19 protein-coding genes and 1 pseudogene are annotated in these 21,493 nt (G+C 59.1%); 11 read left to right on the top strand and 9 right to left on the bottom strand.

Annotated elements, in window-relative coordinates:
* The first annotated feature begins 194 nt into the window (after positions 1 to 194).
* Positions 195 to 1,922 (top strand): C13 family peptidase, encoded by a 1,728-nt coding sequence (locus tag BLT55_RS25395; RefSeq protein WP_055000224.1) that lies wholly within the window; start codon positions 195 to 197, stop codon positions 1,920 to 1,922.
* A gap of 27 nt (positions 1,923 to 1,949) precedes the next feature.
* Complete coding sequence (locus BLT55_RS25390; protein WP_055000225.1) at positions 1,950 to 2,591, top strand: oxidoreductase; 642 nt, start codon at positions 1,950 to 1,952, stop codon at positions 2,589 to 2,591.
* A gap of 254 nt (positions 2,592 to 2,845) precedes the next feature.
* Here the strand turns inward: BLT55_RS25390 and BLT55_RS25380 are convergent, their stop codons facing one another.
* From BLT55_RS25380 to mpl, 3 genes are read right to left on the bottom strand one after another with little or no spacing between them, the layout of a single operon-like run.
* Positions 2,846 to 3,130 carry a YceK/YidQ family lipoprotein gene (locus BLT55_RS25380; RefSeq protein ID WP_054080204.1) on the bottom strand — a complete coding sequence of 95 codons (285 nt, stop codon included), beginning with the start codon at positions 3,128 to 3,130 and terminating at the stop codon, positions 2,846 to 2,848.
* Entirely contained in the window at positions 3,123 to 3,752 is a 630-nt protein-coding gene (ubiX, locus tag BLT55_RS25375) for a flavin prenyltransferase UbiX (RefSeq protein ID WP_007250840.1), read from the bottom strand. The genes BLT55_RS25380 and ubiX overlap by 8 nt, the downstream gene beginning before the upstream one ends.
* Positions 3,749 to 5,098 carry a UDP-N-acetylmuramate:L-alanyl-gamma-D-glutamyl-meso-diaminopimelate ligase gene (gene mpl / locus BLT55_RS25370; RefSeq protein ID WP_055000266.1) on the bottom strand — a complete coding sequence of 450 codons (1,350 nt, stop codon included), beginning with the start codon at positions 5,096 to 5,098 and terminating at the stop codon, positions 3,749 to 3,751. Before mpl ends, ubiX begins: the two co-directional genes overlap by 4 nt.
* A 224-nt stretch (positions 5,099 to 5,322) precedes the next feature.
* Between mpl and exaC the strand changes: the two genes are divergently transcribed.
* The 8 genes from exaC to BLT55_RS25330 all read left to right on the top strand — a co-directional run bounded on the left by exaC (position 5,323) and on the right by BLT55_RS25330 (position 13,338).
* Positions 5,323 to 6,843: an acetaldehyde dehydrogenase ExaC gene (exaC, locus tag BLT55_RS25365; protein WP_055000226.1), complete on the top strand. Its 1,521-nt coding sequence runs from the start codon at positions 5,323 to 5,325 to the stop codon at positions 6,841 to 6,843.
* Between the two features lie 358 nt (positions 6,844 to 7,201).
* The gene (locus BLT55_RS25360) at positions 7,202 to 8,596 is read left to right on the top strand and encodes an ethanolamine ammonia-lyase subunit EutB (RefSeq protein WP_055000227.1); all 1,395 of its coding nucleotides are present in this window, start codon (positions 7,202 to 7,204) and stop codon (positions 8,594 to 8,596) included.
* A complete protein-coding gene (gene eutC / locus BLT55_RS25355) occupies positions 8,593 to 9,456 on the top strand; it encodes an ethanolamine ammonia-lyase subunit EutC (RefSeq protein WP_055000228.1) in 864 nt (287 codons plus the stop codon). Before BLT55_RS25360 ends, eutC begins: the two co-directional genes overlap by 4 nt.
* Before the next feature lie 82 nt (positions 9,457 to 9,538).
* Complete coding sequence (locus tag BLT55_RS25350) at positions 9,539 to 9,997, top strand: GNAT family N-acetyltransferase (RefSeq protein ID WP_055000229.1); 459 nt, start codon at positions 9,539 to 9,541, stop codon at positions 9,995 to 9,997.
* Between the two features lie 164 nt (positions 9,998 to 10,161).
* Positions 10,162 to 10,809: a DedA family protein gene (locus BLT55_RS25345; protein WP_007250846.1), complete on the top strand. Its 648-nt coding sequence runs from the start codon at positions 10,162 to 10,164 to the stop codon at positions 10,807 to 10,809.
* Positions 10,810 to 10,812: 3 nt separating this feature from the next.
* Positions 10,813 to 11,622 (top strand): M90 family metallopeptidase, encoded by an 810-nt coding sequence (locus BLT55_RS25340; protein WP_055000230.1) that lies wholly within the window; start codon positions 10,813 to 10,815, stop codon positions 11,620 to 11,622.
* A gap of 109 nt (positions 11,623 to 11,731) precedes the next feature.
* Positions 11,732 to 12,259 (top strand): inorganic diphosphatase, encoded by a 528-nt coding sequence (ppa, locus tag BLT55_RS25335; RefSeq protein WP_003379107.1) that lies wholly within the window; start codon positions 11,732 to 11,734, stop codon positions 12,257 to 12,259.
* 347 nt (positions 12,260 to 12,606) lie between these two features.
* Positions 12,607 to 13,338, top strand: a complete 732-nt coding sequence (locus tag BLT55_RS25330) for a LexA family transcriptional regulator (protein WP_055000231.1) — start codon at positions 12,607 to 12,609, stop codon at positions 13,336 to 13,338.
* 408 nt (positions 13,339 to 13,746) lie between these two features.
* Here BLT55_RS25330 and BLT55_RS25325 read toward each other — a convergent pair whose 3' ends face one another.
* Genes BLT55_RS25325 through BLT55_RS25315 form a run of 3 tightly spaced genes read right to left on the bottom strand, consistent with a single transcriptional unit; the run spans position 13,747 to position 17,794 of the window.
* A complete protein-coding gene (locus tag BLT55_RS25325) occupies positions 13,747 to 15,156 on the bottom strand; it encodes an efflux transporter outer membrane subunit (RefSeq protein WP_055000232.1) in 1,410 nt (469 codons plus the stop codon).
* Positions 15,153 to 16,187 carry an HlyD family secretion protein gene (locus tag BLT55_RS25320; RefSeq protein WP_055000233.1) on the bottom strand — a complete coding sequence of 345 codons (1,035 nt, stop codon included), beginning with the start codon at positions 16,185 to 16,187 and terminating at the stop codon, positions 15,153 to 15,155. Before BLT55_RS25320 ends, BLT55_RS25325 begins: the two co-directional genes overlap by 4 nt.
* Positions 16,184 to 17,794, bottom strand: coding sequence for an MFS transporter (locus BLT55_RS25315; RefSeq protein ID WP_208601286.1), 1,611 nt, complete (start codon positions 17,792 to 17,794; stop codon positions 16,184 to 16,186). The genes BLT55_RS25320 and BLT55_RS25315 overlap by 4 nt, the downstream gene beginning before the upstream one ends.
* On the opposite strand from BLT55_RS25315, the gene BLT55_RS25310 reads away from it, so the two are divergent.
* Positions 17,793 to 18,548, top strand: coding sequence for an IclR family transcriptional regulator (locus tag BLT55_RS25310; RefSeq protein ID WP_055000234.1), 756 nt, complete (start codon positions 17,793 to 17,795; stop codon positions 18,546 to 18,548). The genes BLT55_RS25315 and BLT55_RS25310 overlap by 2 nt on opposite strands.
* Positions 18,549 to 18,865: 317 nt before the next feature.
* Here BLT55_RS25310 and BLT55_RS25305 read toward each other — a convergent pair whose 3' ends face one another.
* From BLT55_RS25305 to BLT55_RS34935, 3 genes and pseudogenes are all read right to left on the bottom strand, one after another.
* Positions 18,866 to 19,909, bottom strand: a complete 1,044-nt coding sequence (locus tag BLT55_RS25305) for a WavE lipopolysaccharide synthesis family protein (protein ID WP_055000235.1) — start codon at positions 19,907 to 19,909, stop codon at positions 18,866 to 18,868.
* 76 nt (positions 19,910 to 19,985) lie between these two features.
* On the bottom strand, positions 19,986 to 20,591 hold the full coding sequence (locus BLT55_RS25300; RefSeq protein WP_055000236.1) for a hypothetical protein: 606 nt from the start codon (positions 20,589 to 20,591) through the stop codon (positions 19,986 to 19,988).
* Positions 20,588 to 21,397: pseudogene (locus tag BLT55_RS34935) on the bottom strand (hypothetical protein); the annotation flags it as partial. The gene BLT55_RS25300 and the pseudogene BLT55_RS34935, both read right to left, overlap by 4 nt.
* Between the last annotated feature and the right edge of the window lie 96 nt (positions 21,398 to 21,493).

Genomic DNA, 21,493 nt, shown 5'->3' with positions numbered 1-21,493 from the left:
GGTGGATGCAGGTTCGTTTGCAGTCAATGCTGGTTCGCGGTGCCGGATAGACGCAATTAATCCCGGTCGAAAAACGCGATGATTGCAGGTCCGGGCCATTTCGATTGCAGGTCGTTACACCTACGCGGTCGTGACCTATAACATCTGCTCAGCAGAGCCAGGCTCGCCACTGAACCAATCTTCCGGGATCTCTCATGCGCGCGCTCGCTCCACTGGCTTTGACACTTCTGATCGCAGGCTGCGGTGATGGCGAATCACTGCTGCCCCCTGACGGCCGTCTGCCCGACGGCGGACGCTATCGCGGCGATCTGGTCAATGGCGTATTGCAGGGCGAAGGCCGGATCGACTATCCCAACGGCAGCTGGTACGCCGGGCATTTCGCCAACGGTCTGTGGCAAGGTCAGGGCGAGTGGCACGCCGCTAACGGCGACGTTTATAAAGGCGGCTTCGAGCAGGGCCTGTTTCATGGCCAGGGGCGGCTGACCAGCCACAACGGCGCGAGCTACGTCGGCAGTTTCAAACTCGGCCTGCGTGAGGGCGAAGGTACGCAGAAAGACAAGGGCGTGCTCTATCGCGGTCAGTTCAAGGCAGGCCAGTACGATGGCCCCGGTCGCCTGGAACTGGAAGACGGCAGCCAGCATCAGGGCATGTTCGCCAAAGGCAAGGCCAACGGCGAAGGCTCGCGCAGTGACGCCAGCGACAATCAGTACAGCGGCAACTTCGTCAACGGTCAGTTGCAGGGCATCGGCAGCTTCACCAGTGCTGATGGCGATCAATATGTCGGTCATTTCCGCAACAGCCAGATTGACGGCAAAGGCCGCTATGAAAACAGCGATGGCGATGTCTGGAGCGGCGAATTCAAGGAAGGTGCCCTGACCGGCAAGGGCGAACTGATTGGCTCCGACGGCAGCCGCTATCAGGGCGACTTCGATAACTGGCGATTCATGGGCCAGGGTCAATTGCAACTGGCTGACGGCAGCCGCTATGTCGGTCAGTTTGCCGATGACACTTATCAGGGCAACGGCGTGCTGATTTCCCCGGATGGCAAAGAGCAGCGCGGCATCTGGGCCAACGGCCAGCGCGTGCGCGACGCCAAGGGCAAATTGCTGCCCGACACCCTTGAAGCCGGGCTGCTCGCACAGGGCTCGCTGCTGGACAAGGCGCTAGCCGCCGTTCCGGCCTCCACGCCCGCCACCGAGCTGTACACGCTGGTGGTGGGTGGCGACGGCAAGCAGAGCGTGTTCATGCGCGAGGCGGACTACGTCAGCAACCTGCTGAAATCCCGATTTGGCGCTGTCGGGCAGGTCAGCCTGGTCAACCATCGCGACCACATGGATGACCGGCCGATGGCCACTCGCGAAACCATCACCCGCGCGGTGCAGACGCTCGCCCAACGCACCGGCCCGGAAGACCTGGTATTCATCTACCTGACCAGCCACGGCACGCAGGATCACGAACTGGTGCTCGATCAACCGCGCCTGTCGCTGGCCGACCTGCCCGCCGATGCGCTGGCTGCCGCCCTCGCCCCGCTGAAAAACCGCGACAAGGTGGTGGTGATTTCAGCCTGCTATTCCGGGGGGTTCACTCCGGACCTCAAGGACGAACGCACCCTGATCATGACCGCCTCCCGCGCGGACAGGGTATCCTTCGGCTGCTCGGAAGAAGCCGATTTCACCTATTTCGGCGATGCGCTGTTTGCCAGGGCACTGGTCGAAACCGATGACCTGCAACAAGCCTTCAATGATGCAAAAAACTACGTGGCCCGACGCGAGAACGAGGATAACTTCGAAGCCTCGGAACCACAGATATGGGCCCCGAAAGGAGTCTTGGCGCGCTGGCAGCAATTGCGCAAAAGCCAGGCCGAACGCGCTTTGTGTACGGCGTTGACTCGCACGGAAGCGAAGACCTCGACTAGCCGCTAGGCTAAGTAAGTATCAAGGAGAAGGATTATGTATTTAACGCCGCAACACATCCTGCTTGCAGGAGCCACTGGCCTGACGGGCGAGCATTTGCTGGACCGCCTGCTCAATGAGCCGACCGTCAACCGCGTGCTCGCGCCGACCCGCAGGCCGCTAGCGGAACACCCGCACCTTGAAAATCCGATTGGCGATTTGCTCACCCTGCTGCCAACGCTGGAGGGCCGGGTGGACATCGCGTTCTGCTGCTTGGGCACCACAATCAAGCAGGCCGGTTCGCAGGACGCCTTCAAGGCCGTCGATCTGGACATGGTGCTCGCCTTCGCCCGCCGTGCCCGTGAACTGGGCGCTCGTCATTTGCTGGTCATCAGCGCCATCGGTGCAGACCCCAAGTCCAGCACCTTCTACAATCGCATCAAGGGCGAAATGGAGCTGGCGCTGCGTGCGCAAGGCTGGCCACAACTGACCATCGCCCGCCCTTCCCTGCTGGTCGGCAGCCGCACTGAAACCCGTTGGGTCGAACAACTGGCTGCGCCGATCGCCAAACTGATCCCCGGCAAATACGGCGCCATCGAAGCCTGCCAACTGGCCCGCGCCCTGTGGCGCCTGGCGCTGGAAGAGCAGAATGGCGACCGGATCGTCGAATCGGATGAATTGCGCAAGTTGGGGAAGTAAACGAGCGGCAAACGCCCGAAGGACACGGGCCGAGCGACGCTTCGCTTGTCCGCGAACTGCCGGGAACCGGCAGCAAAGCCGGTCGCCTCGGTCCACCAGACACCACCAAATCCACCAGTTTCAGGCCCGCTTCGCAGCCCATCGCAGCCGTCGTAAACTCCGAAAGCTCCTACGCCCTCCGGGCAGAAGCCCCGCTCTCGGCGGTCATCGGGACTTATCTATGACGCGGAGCATTGGCACGATCTTCAATACCCCTAAAGACCGCCCGTAGCCCGAACCCCCACCCCAGCCGCGGTCAGCAACGACAGCGGCAACAACAAGGTGTCGAGCAGCGCGCTGCCCGGCAGGTCAAGGCCAGGATAGCTTGGGGCTTCTGCGCCAAACCGGTCTGCGGCACAGCAACCGCCCTGCAAGGCGTACATATTCAGCCGTGTGCCGGCATACACCACGGGCGCGCCGGGCTTAGCCGCGTCAAGCGTACGCGCGGTCGCGCAGCCGGTCATGACCAGCGCCAGCGCTATCACCATCAGCTTATTCATCGCCACCAATGTGATGCTCGCCCCAACGCGGCAGCATGTCCTGAGGGATGTTCAGCAGATTGAGAATTCGCGCAACCACAAAATCCACGAGGTCGTCGATGGTCTGCGGCTGATGATAAAAGCCCGGCGACGCCGGCAGAATTACCGCTCCCATGTTCGACAGCTTGAGCATGTTCTCCAGATGAATACTGGAAAACGGCGCCTCGCGGGGCACCAGAATCAACTGCCGGCGCTCTTTCAACGTCACGTCGGCAGCGCGTTCGATCAGGTTATTACAGGCGCCGGTGGCAATCGCCGACAGCGAGCCAGTGGAACACGGCACCACAACCATCGCACTCGGCGAGCCCGAGCCCGAGGCCACCGGCGACATCCAGTCGTCGCGGCCGTAGACCCGAATCTGCCCGGCCGACGCGCCAGTGTATTCCGTCAGAAAGGCCTGCATCATCATTGGCTTGGGCGGCAGCCGCACATCGGTCTCGGTAGCCATCACCAGTTGCGCGGCCTTGGAGATCAGAAAATGCACCTCGCGCTCTTCACGCACCAGACAATCCAGCAGCCGCAGGCCATATTGCGCGCCTGATGCACCGGTCATCGCCACCGTAACGCGATCTGGACCGCTCATTTCAGTGCCTCCGCCAGCTTGCCATGCAGACCGCCGAAACCACCGTTGCTCATGATGACGATGTGCGTGCCGGGCTGCGCCAGGTGTTGAACATGGGCGATGATGGCCTCGAGCGAGTCGCACACCGCCAACGGCACCGAACCTCCGGCCACGGTCGCAGCAAGGTCCCAGCCCAGGTTGGGCGGCGCGTACCAGACCACCTGATCGGCATCCTTCACGCTTTCCCGCAGACCGTCGCGGTGTGCGCCGAGCTTCATGGAGTTGGAGCGCGGTTCGACCACGGCAATGATCGGCGCATCACCGACCTTTTTGCGCAAGCCATCCAACGTGGTGGCAATCGCCGTCGGGTGGTGAGCGAAATCGTCATAAAGGGTGATGCCGCGCACCTCGGCAACCTTCTCCATGCGCCGCTTGACGCTCTTGAAGGCGCTCAAGGCCTGCACGCCCAGCAACGGCACAACGCCAACGTGGCGCGCCGCCGCCAATGTGGCCAGTGCGTTGGCGACGTTATGCTGACCGGTCATGTCCCACTCGACCGCGCCTTGAAGCTCGCCCTCGAACAGCACTTCAAAGCGCGAACCGTCTTCACTCAACAACCGCGCCTGCCACTGGCCGCCCTGCCCGGTGGTTTGCACAGGCGTCCAGCAGCCCATTTTGATCACGCGCGTGAGCGCCGGCTCGGTGGTCGGATGAATCACCAGGCCTTCGCTCGGAATGGTGCGCACCAGATGGTGAAACTGGCGTTCGATGGCGGGCAGATCGGGGAAGATGTCGGCGTGATCGAACTCAAGGTTATTGAGAATCGCGGTGCGCGGGCGGTAGTGGACGAACTTGGAGCGTTTGTCGAAGAAGGCGCTGTCGTATTCGTCGGCTTCCACCACAAAGAACGGAGTCTCACCCAGACGCGCCGACACGGCGAAATTCTGCGGGATGCCGCCGATCAGAAAACCGGGGCTCATGCCAGCGTGTTCCAGTACCCAGGCCAGCATGCTGCTGCTGGTGGTCTTGCCGTGCGTACCGGCCACCGCTAACACCCAGCGACCTTGCAGCACGTGGTCTGCCAGCCACTGCGGGCCGGACACATACGGCAAACCATTGTTCAGGACATATTCAACCGCCGGGTTGCCACGCGACAACGCGTTGCCGACCACGACCAGATCCGGCGCAGGGATCAGTTGCACAGGGTCGTAGCCTTGGGTCAGCTCGATGCCCTGCGCCTGCAACTGGGTGCTCATTGGCGGATAGACATTGGCATCAGAACCCGTGACCCGATGCCCCAACTCTTTGGCGAGCACCGCCAGCGAACCCATGAACGTGCCGCAGATACCAAGGATATGAATGTGCATGACCAACCTCTCAGAACGTCCACGCAGGTTAACGTAGGGACGCTGAAATGGCACCCTGAGTTTGTCCGACACGTCGCGCGCGCGAAGCATTTCAATGCCCGGCAGATAAGCCTAAAGTCCTAGCCACGGCATCCTGCAAATAGCCTACTCTTGAAAGCTTCCTGCCAATACCCGACTGCAGAATCGACACAGACTCCCTCACAACAAGAACCAGGAGACATACCATGCGTTACGCTCATCCCGGTACCGAAGGCGCTATCGTCAACTTCAAGGAACGCTACGGTAACTATATTGGCGGCGAGTTCGTCGCTCCGGTCAAAGGCCAGTATTTCACCAACACCTCACCGGTCAACGGCAAGGCCATCGCCGAATTCCCGCGTTCTACCGCCGAAGACATCGAAAAAGCGCTCGACGCTGCCCACGCAGCCGCTGCTGCCTGGGGCTCGACCTCGGTGCAGGCGCGCTCGCTGGTCCTGCTGAAAATCGCCGACCGCATCGAAGCCAATCTGGAAGTGCTGGCCGTCACTGAAACCTGGGACAACGGCAAGGCGATTCGCGAAACCCTGAACGCCGACATCCCGCTGGCCGCTGACCACTTCCGCTACTTCGCTGGCGTGTTGCGCGCCCAGGAAGGCAGCGCTGCCGAGATCGACGGCAACACCGTGGCGTATCACATTCACGAGCCGCTGGGCGTGGTCGGACAGATCATCCCGTGGAACTTCCCGATCCTGATGGCCGCCTGGAAGCTCGCCCCGGCGCTGGCTGCCGGTAACTGCATCGTGCTCAAACCTGCCGAGCAGACGCCGCTGGGGATCAGCGTGCTGATCGAACTGATCGGCGACCTGTTGCCTGCCGGCGTGCTGAACATCGTGCAAGGTTACGGCCGCGAAGCCGGTGAAGCGCTGGCCAGCAGCAAGCGCATCGCCAAAATCGCGTTCACCGGCTCGACACCGGTTGGCTCGCACATCATGAAACTGGCGGCGGACAACATCATTCCGTCTACCGTGGAGCTGGGCGGCAAGTCGCCGAATATCTTCTTCGAAGACATCATGAGCGCCGAGCCGGAGTTTATCGACAAAGCTGCCGAAGGCCTGGTGCTGGCATTCTTCAATCAGGGCGAAGTCTGCACCTGCCCGTCCCGCGCGCTGGTGCAGGAATCGATTTACCCACAATTCATGGAAGCAGTGCTGCGCAAGGTCGAGAAGATCAAGCGCGGCGACCCGCTGGACACCGACACCATGGTCGGCGCTCAGGCGTCCGAGCAACAGTTCGACAAGATTCTCTCGTATCTCGACATCGCCAAGGGCGAAGGCGCCGAACTGCTGACCGGCGGCAAGGTCGAGAAGCTGGAAGGCGATCTGTCGACGGGCTACTACATCCAGCCGACGCTGCTCAAAGGCAACAACAAGATGCGCGTGTTTCAGGAAGAAATCTTCGGCCCGGTGGTCAGCGTCACGACCTTCAAGGACGAAGCCGAAGCCGTGGCGATTGCCAATGACACCGAGTTCGGCCTGGGCGCAGGCCTGTGGACCCGCGACATCAACCGCGCCTACCGCGTGGGCCGGGCGATCAAGGCCGGGCGAGTCTGGACCAACTGCTACCACCTGTACCCGGCGCATGCTGCGTTCGGTGGTTACAAGAAATCCGGCGTCGGCCGCGAAACCCACAAAATCGCGCTGGAGCATTACCAACAGACCAAAAACCTGCTGGTGAGCTACGACACGAATCCGTTGGGTTTTTTCTAGGTATTCAGGTCCCCTGCTCAAGTTGGAACACGCCCCCCCTGTGGGAGCGGACTTGTCCGCGAAGACGGTAGTTCAGACGATACTTTTCGGAGAATGTACCGGCCCTTTCGCGAACAAGTTCGCTCCCACACTAGAAACACACCACGCACCAACCCTGTGCATCACGCCCCGGCTTAACGCTCTGGCGTGATGCATCCCGCCCAGCACTCATCTGCTTACGCCTGCAAACTCGCACTCCCGGTCGGGATGGAGTATTAATTGCTTACATCGCTTCCCACAGTCGTTTGAACCGAGACGTCACCGGTTTGGCCGAAAGACTACGTCCGACGCGAACAGCGCGACGTCATGGAGAATCTGTATGGCGAGCTTTTCCCATTCTGTCGGTGCGCAGACATACCGCTTCGACAGCCTCAAAGAAGTCATGGCCAAGGCCAGCCCTGCACGCTCCGGCGATTATCTGGCCGAAGTCGCGGCGCAAAACGATGCAGAGCGGGTTGCCGCGCAGATGGCGCTGGCGAATATTCCGCTCAAGCACTTTCTCGAAGAAGTACTGATCCCTTACGAACAGGACGAAGTCACCCGCCTGATCATCGACACCCACGACAAACTGGCTTTCGCACCGGTCAGCCACCTGACCGTCGGCGGTTTCCGGGACTGGCTGCTCAGCGACCAGGCCGACGAAACAGCCCTGCGCGCACTGGCCCCCGGCCTGACGCCGGAAATGGCCGCCGCAGTGTCGAAGATCATGCGCGTGCAGGATCTGATCCTCGTAGCGCAGAAGATCCGCGTCGTCACGCGCTTTCGCAACACTATGGGCCTGCGCGGTCGCCTGTCGACCCGCCTGCAACCCAACCATCCGACCGACGACCCGTCCGGCATCGCCGCTAGCGTGCTCGATGGCCTGCTGTACGGTAACGGCGATGCCATGATCGGCATCAACCCGGCCACCGACAGCACTTCAAGCATCGTCGCCCTGCTGGAAATGCTCGACGCCATCGTCCAACGCTACGAAATCCCGACCCAATCCTGCGTGCTGACCCATGTCACCACCTCCATCGAAGTCATCAATCGCGGCGTGCCGGTCGATCTGGTGTTCCAGTCGATTACCGGCACAGAGGCCGCCAACGCCAGCTTCGGCATCAGCCTCAAGTTGCTGCAGGAAGGTTACGAAGCAGGCTTGAGCCTGAACCGGGGCACCCTGGGGAAAAACCTCATGTACTTCGAAACCGGGCAAGGCAGCGCGCTATCGGCCAATGCGCACCACGGCGTCGACCAGCAGACCTGCGAAACCCGCGCCTACGCTGTCGCCCGGCATTTCAATCCGTTTCTGGTCAACACCGTGGTCGGCTTCATCGGCCCGGAGTACCTGTACAACGGCAAGCAGATTATCCGCGCCGGTCTGGAGGATCACTTTTGCGGCAAGTTGCTGGGCGTGCCGATGGGCTGTGACATCTGCTACACCAATCATGCCGAAGCCGACCAAGACGACATGGACACCCTGCTGACGCTGTTGGGCGTCGCCGGGATCAACTTCATCATGGGCATCCCCGGTTCCGACGACATCATGCTCAATTACCAGACCACCTCGTTCCACGACGCGCTGTACGCCCGGCAAACCCTGGGCCTGCGCCCGGCACCGGAATACGAGGCCTGGCTGGAAAAAATGGGCATCTTCACTCAGGCCGACGGCCATGTGCGCTTCGGTGACAGCCTGCCGCCCGCCTTCCGTCAGGCACTGGCGCATCTTGCATGAGTGATCAGCCGATGAACGAAGTACAAGACAACTCCCAGCCCGCCAATCCTTGGCTGGAACTGCGCCGCCTGACGTCCGCGCGTATCGCATTGGGCCGCACCGGCACCAGCCTGCCGACCGCCGCGCAACTCGACTTCCAGGCGGCTCATGCGCAAGCGCGCGACGCCGTACACCTTGAGTTCGATCACGCAGCGATCAGCGCGCAACTGGCGGAAAAAGGCCGCGAAAGCATGCTGCTGCACAGTGCAGCCGCCGACCGGCACAGCTATTTGCAGCGCCCGGATCTGGGCAGACGTCTGAACGAAGAGTCGGCGCAGGCATTACGCGAGTACGCCGCCGCTCATCCGGGCGGGCTCGATCTGGCAGTGGTCGTGGCTGACGGGCTGTCTGCGCTCGCCGTCCATCGGCATGCCGTGCCATTCCTGACGCGGCTGGAAGAACAGGCCCGCGCCGAAGGCTGGACGCTGTCGCCAGTGATCATGGTCGAACAGGGCCGCGTGGCCGTGGCGGATGAAGTCGGCGAACTGCTCGGTGCGAAGATGGTGGTGATTCTGATCGGCGAACGCCCCGGTCTCAGCTCCCCGGACAGCCTCGGCCTGTACTTCACCTATGGCCCTAAAGTCGGCCTGAACGACGCGCACCGTAATTGTATTTCAAACGTGCGCCTTGAAGGCTTGAGCTACGCTATGGCCGCGCACCGCCTGCTTTACCTGATGCGCGAAGCCTGTCGCCGGCAGATTTCCGGGGTCAGCCTGAAGGACGAGGCCGAGCTGAACAGCATAGAATCCGACAGTGCTGCTGATCATTCAGACAAGCACATCGGCAACTTCCTGCTCGACGGCCCGGTAGACCCGCAGTAGATTGTACTTTCTAACACCGCCGGGCAGGATCGTCACAATCCGGCGCGCTACATCAGCCCCATAAGGAAATCGAGGCCACACCATGCGGATCATCCAAGCGACTCTTGAACACCTGGACCTGCTCTGCCCGCTGTTCATCAAATACCGGGAGTTCTATGGCGAATCGCCGTTCCCGGACTCTTCACGAGAGTTCCTCGAAAAGCGCCTGCGTCGCGATGAGTCGGTCATCTATCTGGCGCTGGCCAATGATGACGAAGGCAGGCTGCTGGGTTTCTGCCAGTTGTATCCGAGCTACTCGTCGCTGTCGCTGAAACGGGTGTGGATTCTCAACGATATTTACGTAGCCGAAGATGCCCGCCGCCAACTGGTCGCCGATCACCTGATGAAACAGGCGAAAAAGATGGCCAGGGAGACCCATGCCGTCCGACTGCGGGTGTCCACCAGCAGCAACAACGAGGTGGCGCACAAGGTCTATGAGTCCATCAGTTTCAAGGAAGACACTCAGTTCAAGAACTACGTGTTGCCGATCAGTTCAGACTGACTATGCGGCTCGGCACGCGCGGCACTGGCAGACACATCTGGCCGTGCCGCACACACCCTCACGAATTATTACGGAACCTCTTTCAGGCATTCTGCTTCTATAATGCCGCGCAGTCGCTTCTTCCGCATGCGACCCCGGACAGGGTGCTCGCCTCAGGTGTTTTAATGGAATTCAACCCGCTCGACCTTATCCTGCATCTCGACGTCTACCTCGACCTGCTGGTAACCAACTACGGCCCTTGGGTCTACGCGATCCTGTTTCTGGTGATTTTCTGCGAGACCGGGCTGGTGGTGATGCCGTTCCTGCCGGGCGATTCGCTGCTGTTCATCGCTGGCGCTGTGGCTGCCGGAGGTGGCATGGACCCGGTTCTACTGGCCGGGCTGCTGATGCTCGCGGCGATCATAGGTGACAGCACCAATTACGTCATCGGCCGCACGGTTGGCGAAAGGCTGTTCAGTAATCCCAAATCGCGCATCTTCCGCCGCGACTACCTGTTGCGTACGCAGGATTTTTACGCTCGCCATGGCGGCAAAACCGTGACGCTGGCGCGCTTTCTGCCAATCATCCGCACCTTCGCGCCGTTCGTGGCCGGCGTTGGCAGAATGTCCTATCCGCGCTTCGTCGGCTTCAGTGTGCTGGGCTCGGTGCTGTGGGTCGGCAGCCTGGTGACGCTGGGGTTCTTCTTCGGCAACGTGCCGTTCATCAAGCAAAACCTGACGCTGTTGGTGCTCGCCATCATCCTGCTCTCGCTGGTGCCGATGATCATTGGCGTGGTGCGCAGCCGCAGCGCGCCGCCGGTCGACGCTCGCTAAGCCATGTGGTCACTCAGCAACTGGCGCAGGCGGCGAACCCTCGCCCGACACCCGGTTGCTGCCGAGCTGTGGCAGACGGTGCGCGAGCGTCTGCCCATCCTTGACGGCCTGAGCACCGAGCAGGACGCGCAATTGCGTGACGCCTGCGTGCTGTTTCTGAACGACAAATACCTCAGTGCGCTACCGGGCGTCGAGCTGGATGACGAGCAACGGCTGTTTCTCGCCGCTCAGGCACAACTGCCGCTGCTGAGCCTCGGCGAACTGAACTGGTATCAGGGTTTTCATGAAATCGTGCTGTACCCCGACGACTTCTTCAGCCCGCAGCGCCATCGCGATGCCAGCGGCGTCGAGCACGAGTGGGACGGCGAACACAGTGGCGAAGCGTGGCTGCAAGGCCCGGTGATTCTGGCTTGGCCGGGCGTGCTGAGCAGCGGCGACTGGGACGGCTACAACCTGGTGATCCACGAACTGGCGCACAAACTCGACATGCTCAACGGCGACGCCAACGGCCTGCCGCCGCTGCACAGCGACATGCGGGTGACCGAATGGGCCGCGGTCATGCAGAGCGCGTTCGATGATCTCAACCGGCAACCGGATCAGGACCCGGACGCAGAAACCGCCATAGATCCCTACGCCGCACAAGACCCGGCCGAGTTCTTCGCGGTGAACAGCGAGTACTTTTTCAGCGCCCCTGACCTGCTGCACGACAGCTACCCGGCAGTCTACGAACAGCTCAAAGCGTTCTACCGGCAGGACACCCTGGCGCGGCTGAATCAGTTACGCCAACAAAACCCGGCTTATCAGGACACCTGAACGCTGCCGAGGCCATGCGTAGCAACCAAAACAGAATATGCCTATAATCCGGACCACTTTATGGCGGTTTGCGCCACAATCTGTCTGGTTAACCAGGGGACAATGACCCATGAGCTACAGCAAGATTCCAGCAGGTAAAGACCTGCCGAACGACATCTACGTCGCCATCGAAATCCCGGCCAACCACGCGCCGATCAAGTACGAAATCGATAAAGACACCGATTGCCTGTTCGTTGACCGTTTCATGGCCACCCCGATGTTCTACCCGGCCAACTACGGTTTCATCCCCAACACCCTGGCGGACGACGGCGACCCGCTGGACGTGCTGGTAGTGACCCCTTACCCGGTTACCCCGGGTTCGGTCATCCGCGCGCGCCCGGTCGGCATCCTGCACATGACGGACGACGGCGGCGGCGATGCCAAAGTCATCGCAGTGCCCCACGACAAGCTGTCCCAGCTGTACGTCGACGTGAAAGAGTACACCGACCTGCCACCTCTGCTGCTTGAGCAGATCAAGCACTTCTTCGAGAACTACAAGGATCTCGAAAAAGGCAAATGGGTGAAGATCGAAGGTTGGGGCAACGCTGACGCCGCCCGTGCCGAAATCATGAAATCGGTTGAAGCTTTCAAAGGCTGATCACCAACCCGGTGTTCAGGGTGCTTGCGCGCAAGCGCCCTGAAACATGCTCCCCTCCTTGCTCCCCGCGCAAAGCCGCTTCTGAAACCCCTTCGAAACATTTTTTTACCAATCGCCCGTTTAAAAATGCGCTCGACCTTTAACCACTTGGTAAACAGTCCGTTAATGCCCGTATAGCCGAGCTAAACGCCCAGTGCTGTGTTTAACCAGAAAATCGCTATTACGGAATATGCCTACGCGAAATTCATTCCGTCCGTAGTCCGGATAGCCGCCCACCCCTTGGGATAACGTCGACGTCAACACCCTGTTCATTTAAACGCCCGGACCACGCCCGTAGAATTCGCCCTATGAATACATCAGGCGATCGACTCCGCATCCTCCTTCGGGAGTGCCACCTCACCGCGACTGATTTTGCCGCCAACCGCAAAATCACGCCGCAGCACGTCAACAACTGGTTCAAACGCGGCGTGCCCATGGCGCGCATCGACGAGGTGGCTGAACTATTAACCGTGAACGCCCGCTGGCTGCGCACCGGCGAAGGCCCCAAACACCCCAACGAACCCGCCAACGAAAACACCGGCGGCGATACCCGAATGATCATCCAGCAAACCAGAAACGTCCTGCGCGGAGACGTGGAAATTCAGATCTTCACCGAAGTCGAATCCACTAATGGCGTCGGCAAAACCGTCCTGGCCGAAGCGCCCGGACAACGAATCCGCCTGCCCCTGCAAGTCTTGCAAACCATGGGCATCGACCCGAAAAACTGCATCTGCGTGGCCATGGTCGGCAATAGCATGGCCGACAAGATCCAGGACGGCTCGATCCTCGGCGTCGACCGTGAACTGACCCAGGTCATCGACGGCGAAATCTACGCCCTGGAACACGGCGGCATCCTGCGCGTCCGCTACCTCTACCGCCTCCCCAACGGCGGCCTGCGCCTGCGCAGCCACAACGACGCCGAGTACCCGGACGAAGTGTTCAGCGCCGAAGATATCGATCAGGAGAAAATCCGGATTCTGGGCTGGATATTCTGGTGGTCGACACTGAACAGCCGGCGCAATGCGATGTTGCTGTTGTGACCCGGTTTAGGATTTGAGAGGTCTTCGGGCTGGGCATTGACGGCGAGGTTTAGTATCCTGTGCCCCATCCAAAGCACCCAGCGCGCTGTTGAGCGGTGGGGGCTGGAATGGGGCGGATGATCCGTTTGCTCTGTTATTTATTCGCGCTTCTTCAGGAGCGCACCTGTTGAAGGCGATTGCGGTTTATCAAAAATAGACCGGAACCGCCTACGAGAAGCCGGCCACAAGCCGGCTTTTTAATGTCTCGATACTCAGCTACTGACCGGCATGTGCTACCACAACCGACATTCACCGCACTAAATGTCTTGCAGGTCTCAATAGCGTCAAGTCTATAGCACGCGGTTTGCCTTGCTTCTGGGCACCGTTGAGATAGACACATAGGGCGAGTAGAGATGGAGCACTGGGCTGTCACTCCTTGGGCCAACTGCCACCGAGAACTCGATACAGCTGCACCCGGTCAAGTGCCGCCTGCGTAGCGCTGTCGACCAGCTCGCTTTGAGTGGCCAATAGCGCGCGCTGTACACCCAGCACGTTAATGAAATCTGCTGCGCCTTGGCTGTAGCGGTCGCGCGCCGTACTCAGCGCTATCATGTTCTGACGCACAGCTTCGGCCAAGGCTATGTGATGTTGCTGTTCGGCCGAGTAATCAGTCATGGCATTGTCGACTTCATGCCATGCGTTAAGCACCACGCGCTGATAGTCGATTGCGGCTTCCTGCTCCTGACGCTTTCGCAACTCCAAAGTGCCGGTAAGGCGGCCACCCTGAAAAACGGGAAGGTACAAACTTGGTCCGTAGGACCACATCCGAGATCCCCAGTCCCCGAAGCTGGAACCGTTCAAGGCCTGGGAACCGATACTGGCGCCTAAGCTGATGCGGGGGTAGAAGTCGGCCTGTGCCACGCCAATAGCTGCCGTTGCGCGGTGCAAAGCCGCCTCGCTTTGTTGAATGTCGGGGCGACGCTGAGCAAGCTCGGATGGCAGGCCGACCGGCACATCCGGTGCCGGATTCGGGATGGCCTTCGGCTCAATCAAGTCGGCACGCAGCGCCCGCGGCGCCTCGCCCATTAACAAGCTCAAGACGTTGATCAAGCGGTCTTGCTGAGCGCCAAGCACAGGAAGCTGGGCTTCAATGGTCGCCACTTGGGCCGCCGAGTTGGCAGTGTCCAGATTGGTAGTTACACCATTGTCAAAGCGAGTCTTGGTCAGTTGGTAACTTTGCCGGGCGATCTCCAGGTTTTGCCGGGCGACCCCAAGACGGGCTTGAACACCCCTGAGGCGTATATAGTTGCTGGCGGTTTCAGCAACAATGCTCAGCAGGACGCCGTCACGCTGCGCTTGAGTCAACGCGACGTCGGCATCAGCCGCCTCGATATTGCGGCGCACATGCCCCCAGAGGTCGAGCTCCCAGCTGGCGTCGATAGCGCCGCTCCAAAGTTCGAAAGACGCCTGGCCTTCCAGGCCAGACTCGTCAAGATTACCCACAGAGCTGTTCCGCGCCCGCTCGTACGCGCCGTTGGCACTGACGCCCGGGAGCTGCTCACTGCCGGTTACCTGGCGCATCAGCCTGCTCTGTTCCAGGCGATTGCTGGCCATACGCACGTCAAAGTTGGCTTTCGCCGCACGTTCGACCAAAGTGGTGAGCTGAGAATCCCCTAGTTGCTGCCACCACTGGCTATCAGCTTTCCCGGTGAGGGTTGAGCCCGGCTGGATGTTAGCTTGCCAGGTCTCTGGAAGCTCAGAACGCGGGGCATGAAAGTCCGGGCCGACCGAGCATGCCCCCAGACACGCCAACGCCATGAACAGCAAAGTGCGCTTCATCTCTGCCCCTTGGTAGTGTCGACACTGGCGACGACCGACATACCGATACGCAACCGATCAAGATCAGCCTGATTCGGCTCAAACATAATTTTCACTGGAATTCGCTGAACGACTTTCGTGAAGTTGCCAGTCGCGTTATCCGGTGCGATCTCCGAAAAGGACACGCCGGTCGCCGGCGCGACACTTTCGATATGCCCTCGAAAGCTGTGATCCGGAATACTGTCGACGTGCAATTCGACTGCCTGATTCATGACCATACGTGCCAGCTGAGTTTCTCGAAAATTGGCCACTACAAAGGCTTCGTGTAGCGGCACAACAGCCATCAGGGGCTGCCCTTGTGAAACATAGGCGCCGACGCGAACCGAGCGCAGGCCTACCATGCCGTCCTGTGGAGCGGTAATTCTGGTGTAGGAAACGTTCAGCTCAGCCTGACTCAACGCGGCCTGATCCTTGGCAAGTTCGGCCTTCGCGGCTTCGAGCTGGGCCTTTAGCACATCGAGGGTTTTGGTTGCGGCAACCCGGGACGCCTCATCGCGGTCGCGCGACGCTTGCCAGCTTTGCAGTTCCGATTCAGCTCTCTGACGTTCTTGCTGCGTTCCCGCCCCAGCATTCGAAAGGTTCAGATAGCGCTGCTGGTTGACCTGAGCGAATTTCAGCGATGCTGCGGTTGCACGGGTAGTGGCCGCAGCTTGATCAATAACTGCTGCCTGACGCTCGATACTCGCCTGCAGGTTTAATAATTGTGCCTTGGCAGCCGATACGGTCGCTGCCGCCGATGCTCGAGCGACCAGAAAATCACGATCATCGAGTTCGGCAAGTATCTGGCCGGCTTTGACCGCCTGGTTGTCATCCACCAGTACCTTCGTAACCTGTCCCGGAAGACGTGCAGAAATCAGCACCGAGTCTGCTCTGACGTAGGCATCGTCGGTGCTCTGTACAGCATCGGTGGAAAGAACGTGATAAGCGCTATACACGGCGCATAGGACGACAGCGGAGCAGACCAGGCTGATGGCGGTTCTGTGTTGTTTCATTGCGATACCGGAGGTTGCGGTGGATAGGCGCGTCGGGGCAGGGTCAGCAAGACGATAAGCAAGACGGCGACAACCACCAGCAACGCGAGATAGGCGTCGCTGAAGCTCAGCACGTATGCTTGCCGCTGAACACGCTCAGCGATGGCTGCGAGATTTGAAGTCTGGAGCGGATCAAATAGCTTATGGCTCGCGTACAGACCATCCAGCAGCGTGTTGGAGTGCAGGTGCTCCCGATGAGTGATCAGGTTTTCCAGTGCAGAAGCACCGACGACTGAAAACAGGCCTCGCAGGGTGTTGACCATGGAGGACGCAAATGGGCCTTCCATGGGCTGGATCACGCCTGTGGCGTTCATCAACAACGGCACCACGATCATGGGCTGTGCAAATGCATGGATGATCTGCAGCGCATAAAAGTCTTCGCGAACCCACTCACTGGTCAAAAGTGAACCACCGATGCAGGCGATAGCCATCAAGACGAGTCCCGCACCGATGACATACCGGGAGTCCACCCAATTGCGATTGACCACGAAGGCCACCAAGGGCGTCAGTAGCAATTGCGGGAGAGCAATCATCAGGGCCGTTGGCATAGTCTGCAGATAACGATATCCCTGAATCTCTGTCAGGTACGCCGAAGGAATGGAACCGCCAGCCATCGTCAGCATCAGGAACAGGCAAAGAGTCACGATACCGAAGGCGAAATTGCGACGCTCCAGCAGCTGTAACTTAAACAACGGCAGGGGGTGGAACCATTCGTTAAGCAGAAACAGAGGCAATGTCGTTGCAGCGCCCAGGAGCATGAATGCAATCAGCGGCGAGTTCAGCCAATCGAGTCGCTCTCCCTGAGTAAGGGCCACTATCAGCATGGAAATGCCAGACACGCCTAGCAATGCGCCACGCCAGTCGGCCTGCTTGAAGCGTTCCAGCCGAATCGGATCCTGAGGCAGGCCATAGGCAATTAAGCCAGCACCTATCAAACTTGTAGGCACGACCTGCCAGAACACCATTCTCCAATCGCCGCCATCCGTCCACAGCGCGGCTAGCGGTGTAGCAAGGTTAGGGCCGAACGTTGCCGTCAGGGCATATGCAGAAAGTCCATACAATTTGATGTGCCATGGCAAGAAGCGCAGGGCGGCGGTCATCAACAGCGGTGGCAACGCGCCCCCTGCCAGCCCCTGCAACACGCGCAGCATGACCAGGCTTTCATAGTTGGGTGCGAAAGGTGTGAGGATGCCGAACAGGGTAAAAGAGCACGTCATCACAATGGCATAGCGGCGAATTGAGAACGTCATGGCCAGCCATGGCGATAGCAGCATGGCGCTCACTTCCGCCGCAGCATAGGCGGTGCCAATCCAGGTACCGTGGTCGTGACTCAAACCAAAAACACCTAGAATATCTGCCAGAACCGTTTCGGTGACCCGGTCGTTGATACCGGCGGTGAGAGCAGCGAGCAATACGCCCACCAAGCCGATAGCCAGTCGCCAACCGAATGGTGCCGGAACAGGGGGCTTAATAGGTGCTGACAAAAGAAAATTCCTGTTGCGGGGAGACGATGACAAATCATTTATTCGATACACTATACCAACCAATGATACTTGGAGCAAGACCATGACGGTTACGGAATCTGATCGGGGCAGTGTCGGCGTCATCGCGCGGGCGGCAGCAATCCTGCGGACTCTGGAAGACGAACCCAAGGGTTTAAGCCTCGGAGCCATCGCTAAAAAAAGTGGACTGCCACGCTCCACCGTTCAGCGGATGGTGGATGCGTTGGCTCAAGAGGAACTTCTGGAAGTAAATGGTCCAGGTGGGGTTTGTCTGGGTCCGGCATTGATGCGTCTGGCCTCGCACAGCCATGTCGACATCACACAGAAGGCGCGGCCGTACCTTGAAGAGTTGTCGCGGGCAACAGGCGAAACAGCGGTTCTGATAGGTGCCAGCGGAGCCGAATTGTTGATTCTGCACACGGTGGTCTCACCCAGTGCGCTACGTGTCGCGCCAGTAGCGGGTAACTTCCTGAGTATCTACGCAACAGCGGGTGGCAAAATCCTGTTGTCTGCCATGAGTGATAAGGCAGTGAGAAATATTCTGGGCTCCAAGGTCAAGCAGCTGACTGCCCAGACACCAACCCTCGAACAGTTATTTGGGCAGCTCGAAGAGATTCGGCAGAGCGGATTTGCAACGGACTTCGATGAGCACACACCAGGTGTTGGCGCAATCGCAGTCGGCCTGCAGACGCCACAAGGTCAGTACGCGATTGACGTAGTCGGACCCGTTTGGCGAATAGAAAAAGCCATCGACACCATCAAGGCGGCGTTGATCAAATGCCAGAGAGATCTGACCGACGCGATGCGCAGCATCGCCTGACCTGACGTTCACTACCCGATGCTGCTTGATCTTTTCCTGGAAGCACGCGAAGTCGCCGAAATAACGAAAGAAGTTGGCCACCAAACTCGGGCGACTGTAGTCCCTGGTTTTGAAAACCAAGGACGACGAGAAAAGGCTCGATGTGATTGGGTCCATGGGGTCTGCCGGGGCTCGGGACCGATCGGTATATGTTGCTCCGTGAGCTGTACGCCATGAACCCGAGCTGCCCCATCAAGGCAAATGTACGATGACCCCGCGTACGATTCTCTGCACATGATTACTTTGTGGCACACACACCTGCGCAAATATCATGGTTTCTAAACCCGATACGCCTCCGCATGCACCAGCTTCCTCGACTTGCGCCAGTACGAGCGCACGGCCTTGGCCAGTGTTGGCGAGATCGTGAATAGCGCGATGGTGATGGAGGATACCCACCAGCCAGGTCGCAGGCAGTTCAGCACGTACTGATTGAGCCAGATGCGCATGATCCTGACCGTGTAGGCTTCGGTTCCGAGATGCCGCAGTTGCTCTATATCTGCGGCGCTGTAGAGCGTTTTCAGCACGTAATTATTTGCCACGAAACGTTCGGGGAAATCGACACCGGCGACGCCATGGTCCAGTACCCTGAAGTTGCACCTCAGAACTTCGTCCCACAATTTCAGATTGCTTAGCCCCACCTGGCACGGTCTCGTCAGTTTGGCGTCTATGCCACGCCTGCGCATGGCGCCGAGCATGATCGCCTGTTCGCTGACCATACGTGCAGACGTGTAGCCGACGAAGTTTCCGAAGGGGTTGCGTGAAGGTTTCGGGTTGAAGAGGTCTGCCCTTTCGAACAGCGGCTGTTCCCACATGAAAAGCATGGCGTCGCGGCTGCCGAACTGAACCAGATCGGAGATGTGGAACAGTAGAGGGAAGCGCGCCGGGTCACGGATGTAGAGCGTTGTAGCAGTGATGGGCGTATCGAAAAGGCGCAGCTCGGCTGACTCGGTCTCGTCGTACTGCCCCGCAACGGCGAGGGCTGCGCTGGTCAGGTTGTGATCGGCGCGCATCTTCATGACGTAGGGCCTTGTCGCAGCCTGAATCCCGCACAACGTTGATCGCAGCATGCGGTTGGTGTTGATCTGGTTGTCGGCATCATCGATGAAAGAACCAGGGTCATCTGACACGACAATCTGATCGACCTCGATGGCCGAAATGTCTTCACTGCGCCAGGTCGACACGATGATTTCCGCCTGCGGCAGGTGCGCTCTGATCGATGCGATGCAGGCGAAGATATTCCGTTCGGGGCTCAGGTTGCGGTAGAGCGGGCCTTGAATAACTACGCTGATTTTTCTGGAATCAACAGCCGAAAGATGATGCATGCTTTTCAACCTTGTAATCGGAAAGAACAACTGCCACAGAACGTCGCGGCCTGTTCGGTGCTGCCGTAAAGAGCAGTCAGGCGGTGATCGACGCCCGTCGGAACAGCCGTCGTAAAAGGTGCCGCACACGCCGCAATAGCCCGTACAGCAGTGGCAGGCTAATCAATACTTTCTCGATGCGGGTGATCCTGAATAGCCTGCCGACTCGTGCAGATCGAATCGATTCAGAGGCACTTGACGGCAAATTGTTGAACGACGCATTGAAGGCCCGCGAACAGACGCCGAGGTACATCGCAGGCACGAGGATTACCAGGTTGCGGTTCCGTAACGTCGGGGCCAGATAGTTATAACGGGCGACTTTCTGGATGAAGTCCATGCAGGTGGGCAAGTCATGCTGCCCGAAATCAATCATTATCCAGTCGCTATCGACTTTATCCATCAGCAACGCAATCCGGTTGGCGACGATGCCGCTGATACCGTTCTCGTGCAGAAAGTCATCCAGACTAAACTCGGCGCTGCCTACAGTCCGATCATCGGTAGAAGGTTCGCGCAGGTTGTGGCGCTCATCGATGACCAGGACCGGGACGGTTTTTCCTTGCTCGTGCCGGATGCGGGAAAGCTGCCCTGCAAGCGCCTCACCTGAAGGGCCAGAGCTCAAATGCGAAACGACGAATATCTTCACTTTGAGCTCCTGGCGTAATACTTGAACGGCGTGGAGTTGTAGATGGCTTTTACTGCGTCCCACAGGCTCTCGAAATAGAAAATCTTTCCGTTGTTCCGGTAAGCGCGAACCGCTGAAATCACAATCCCCGGAAGCGACAACAGGTGATGATGAAAATACTCATCATGGCTGCCGACAAACCAGGTACGTGAGCTGCGTTGCCGCAGCATGTTGCGTATTTCGCTACTTTGAATGATCAGCGTTTGTTTGGTGTGGATGGGGTTGGCAAGGAATCGATTGATTAGAAACTCTTGCCGAGTGTTGGGTAACTGGTCAAACAGCACCAGCTTTTCGAAGTCGGCAATAAACTCTTTTACCGCCTCGATATCATTTCTGAAAGTAGCCTGCTGGACAACATGATCAATCAGTTCAATCCAGCTCCGCACACTGACTCGGCCAAGGCCTGTGGGAATTGTCACCGTCGTAGGGCTGGCAAGGTACTTTCTTCCAAACTGATGCAGTTTGGATAGAGCCGTCTCGGCGTAGAGGTTGATGAGAGGTTTTTTTCGAAGGAGCGAAAAATAACGCGGGCCGACGCGCTCCAGCTTGCCACTCACGGACTGAACAACGGTTTCTGCACCCAAGAGTGCGCGTGAGGTAACTGATTGAGTGATACCGAATGGATTGACTCTGCCCGGCACGCCAGCTTTGGAGAGGCGTATTCCATGTTCGATGTCTTCAAACTCTACCCAATAAAGGGATTCATCCAGCGGGTAGGCGTTCCACACGTCCTTGCGGCAAATATAGAGACTCCCGGTCGGGTAGCTAGGTATCCTCTGAAAAAGCCCATTTTTTTGGAGAGGAACCGGGCTGGAGCGCCTGTATTTACTGGCTTCGACTTTTGAAGAAAAGGCTTTTTCAGA

The sequence above is a fragment of the Pseudomonas cannabina genome (genome assembly GCF_900100365.1).
GTDB lineage: Bacteria > Pseudomonadota > Gammaproteobacteria > Pseudomonadales > Pseudomonadaceae > Aquipseudomonas > Aquipseudomonas cannabina.
The sequence above is the reverse complement of the archived record's forward strand: the minus strand, read 5'-3'. Positions and strand labels throughout refer to the sequence as shown.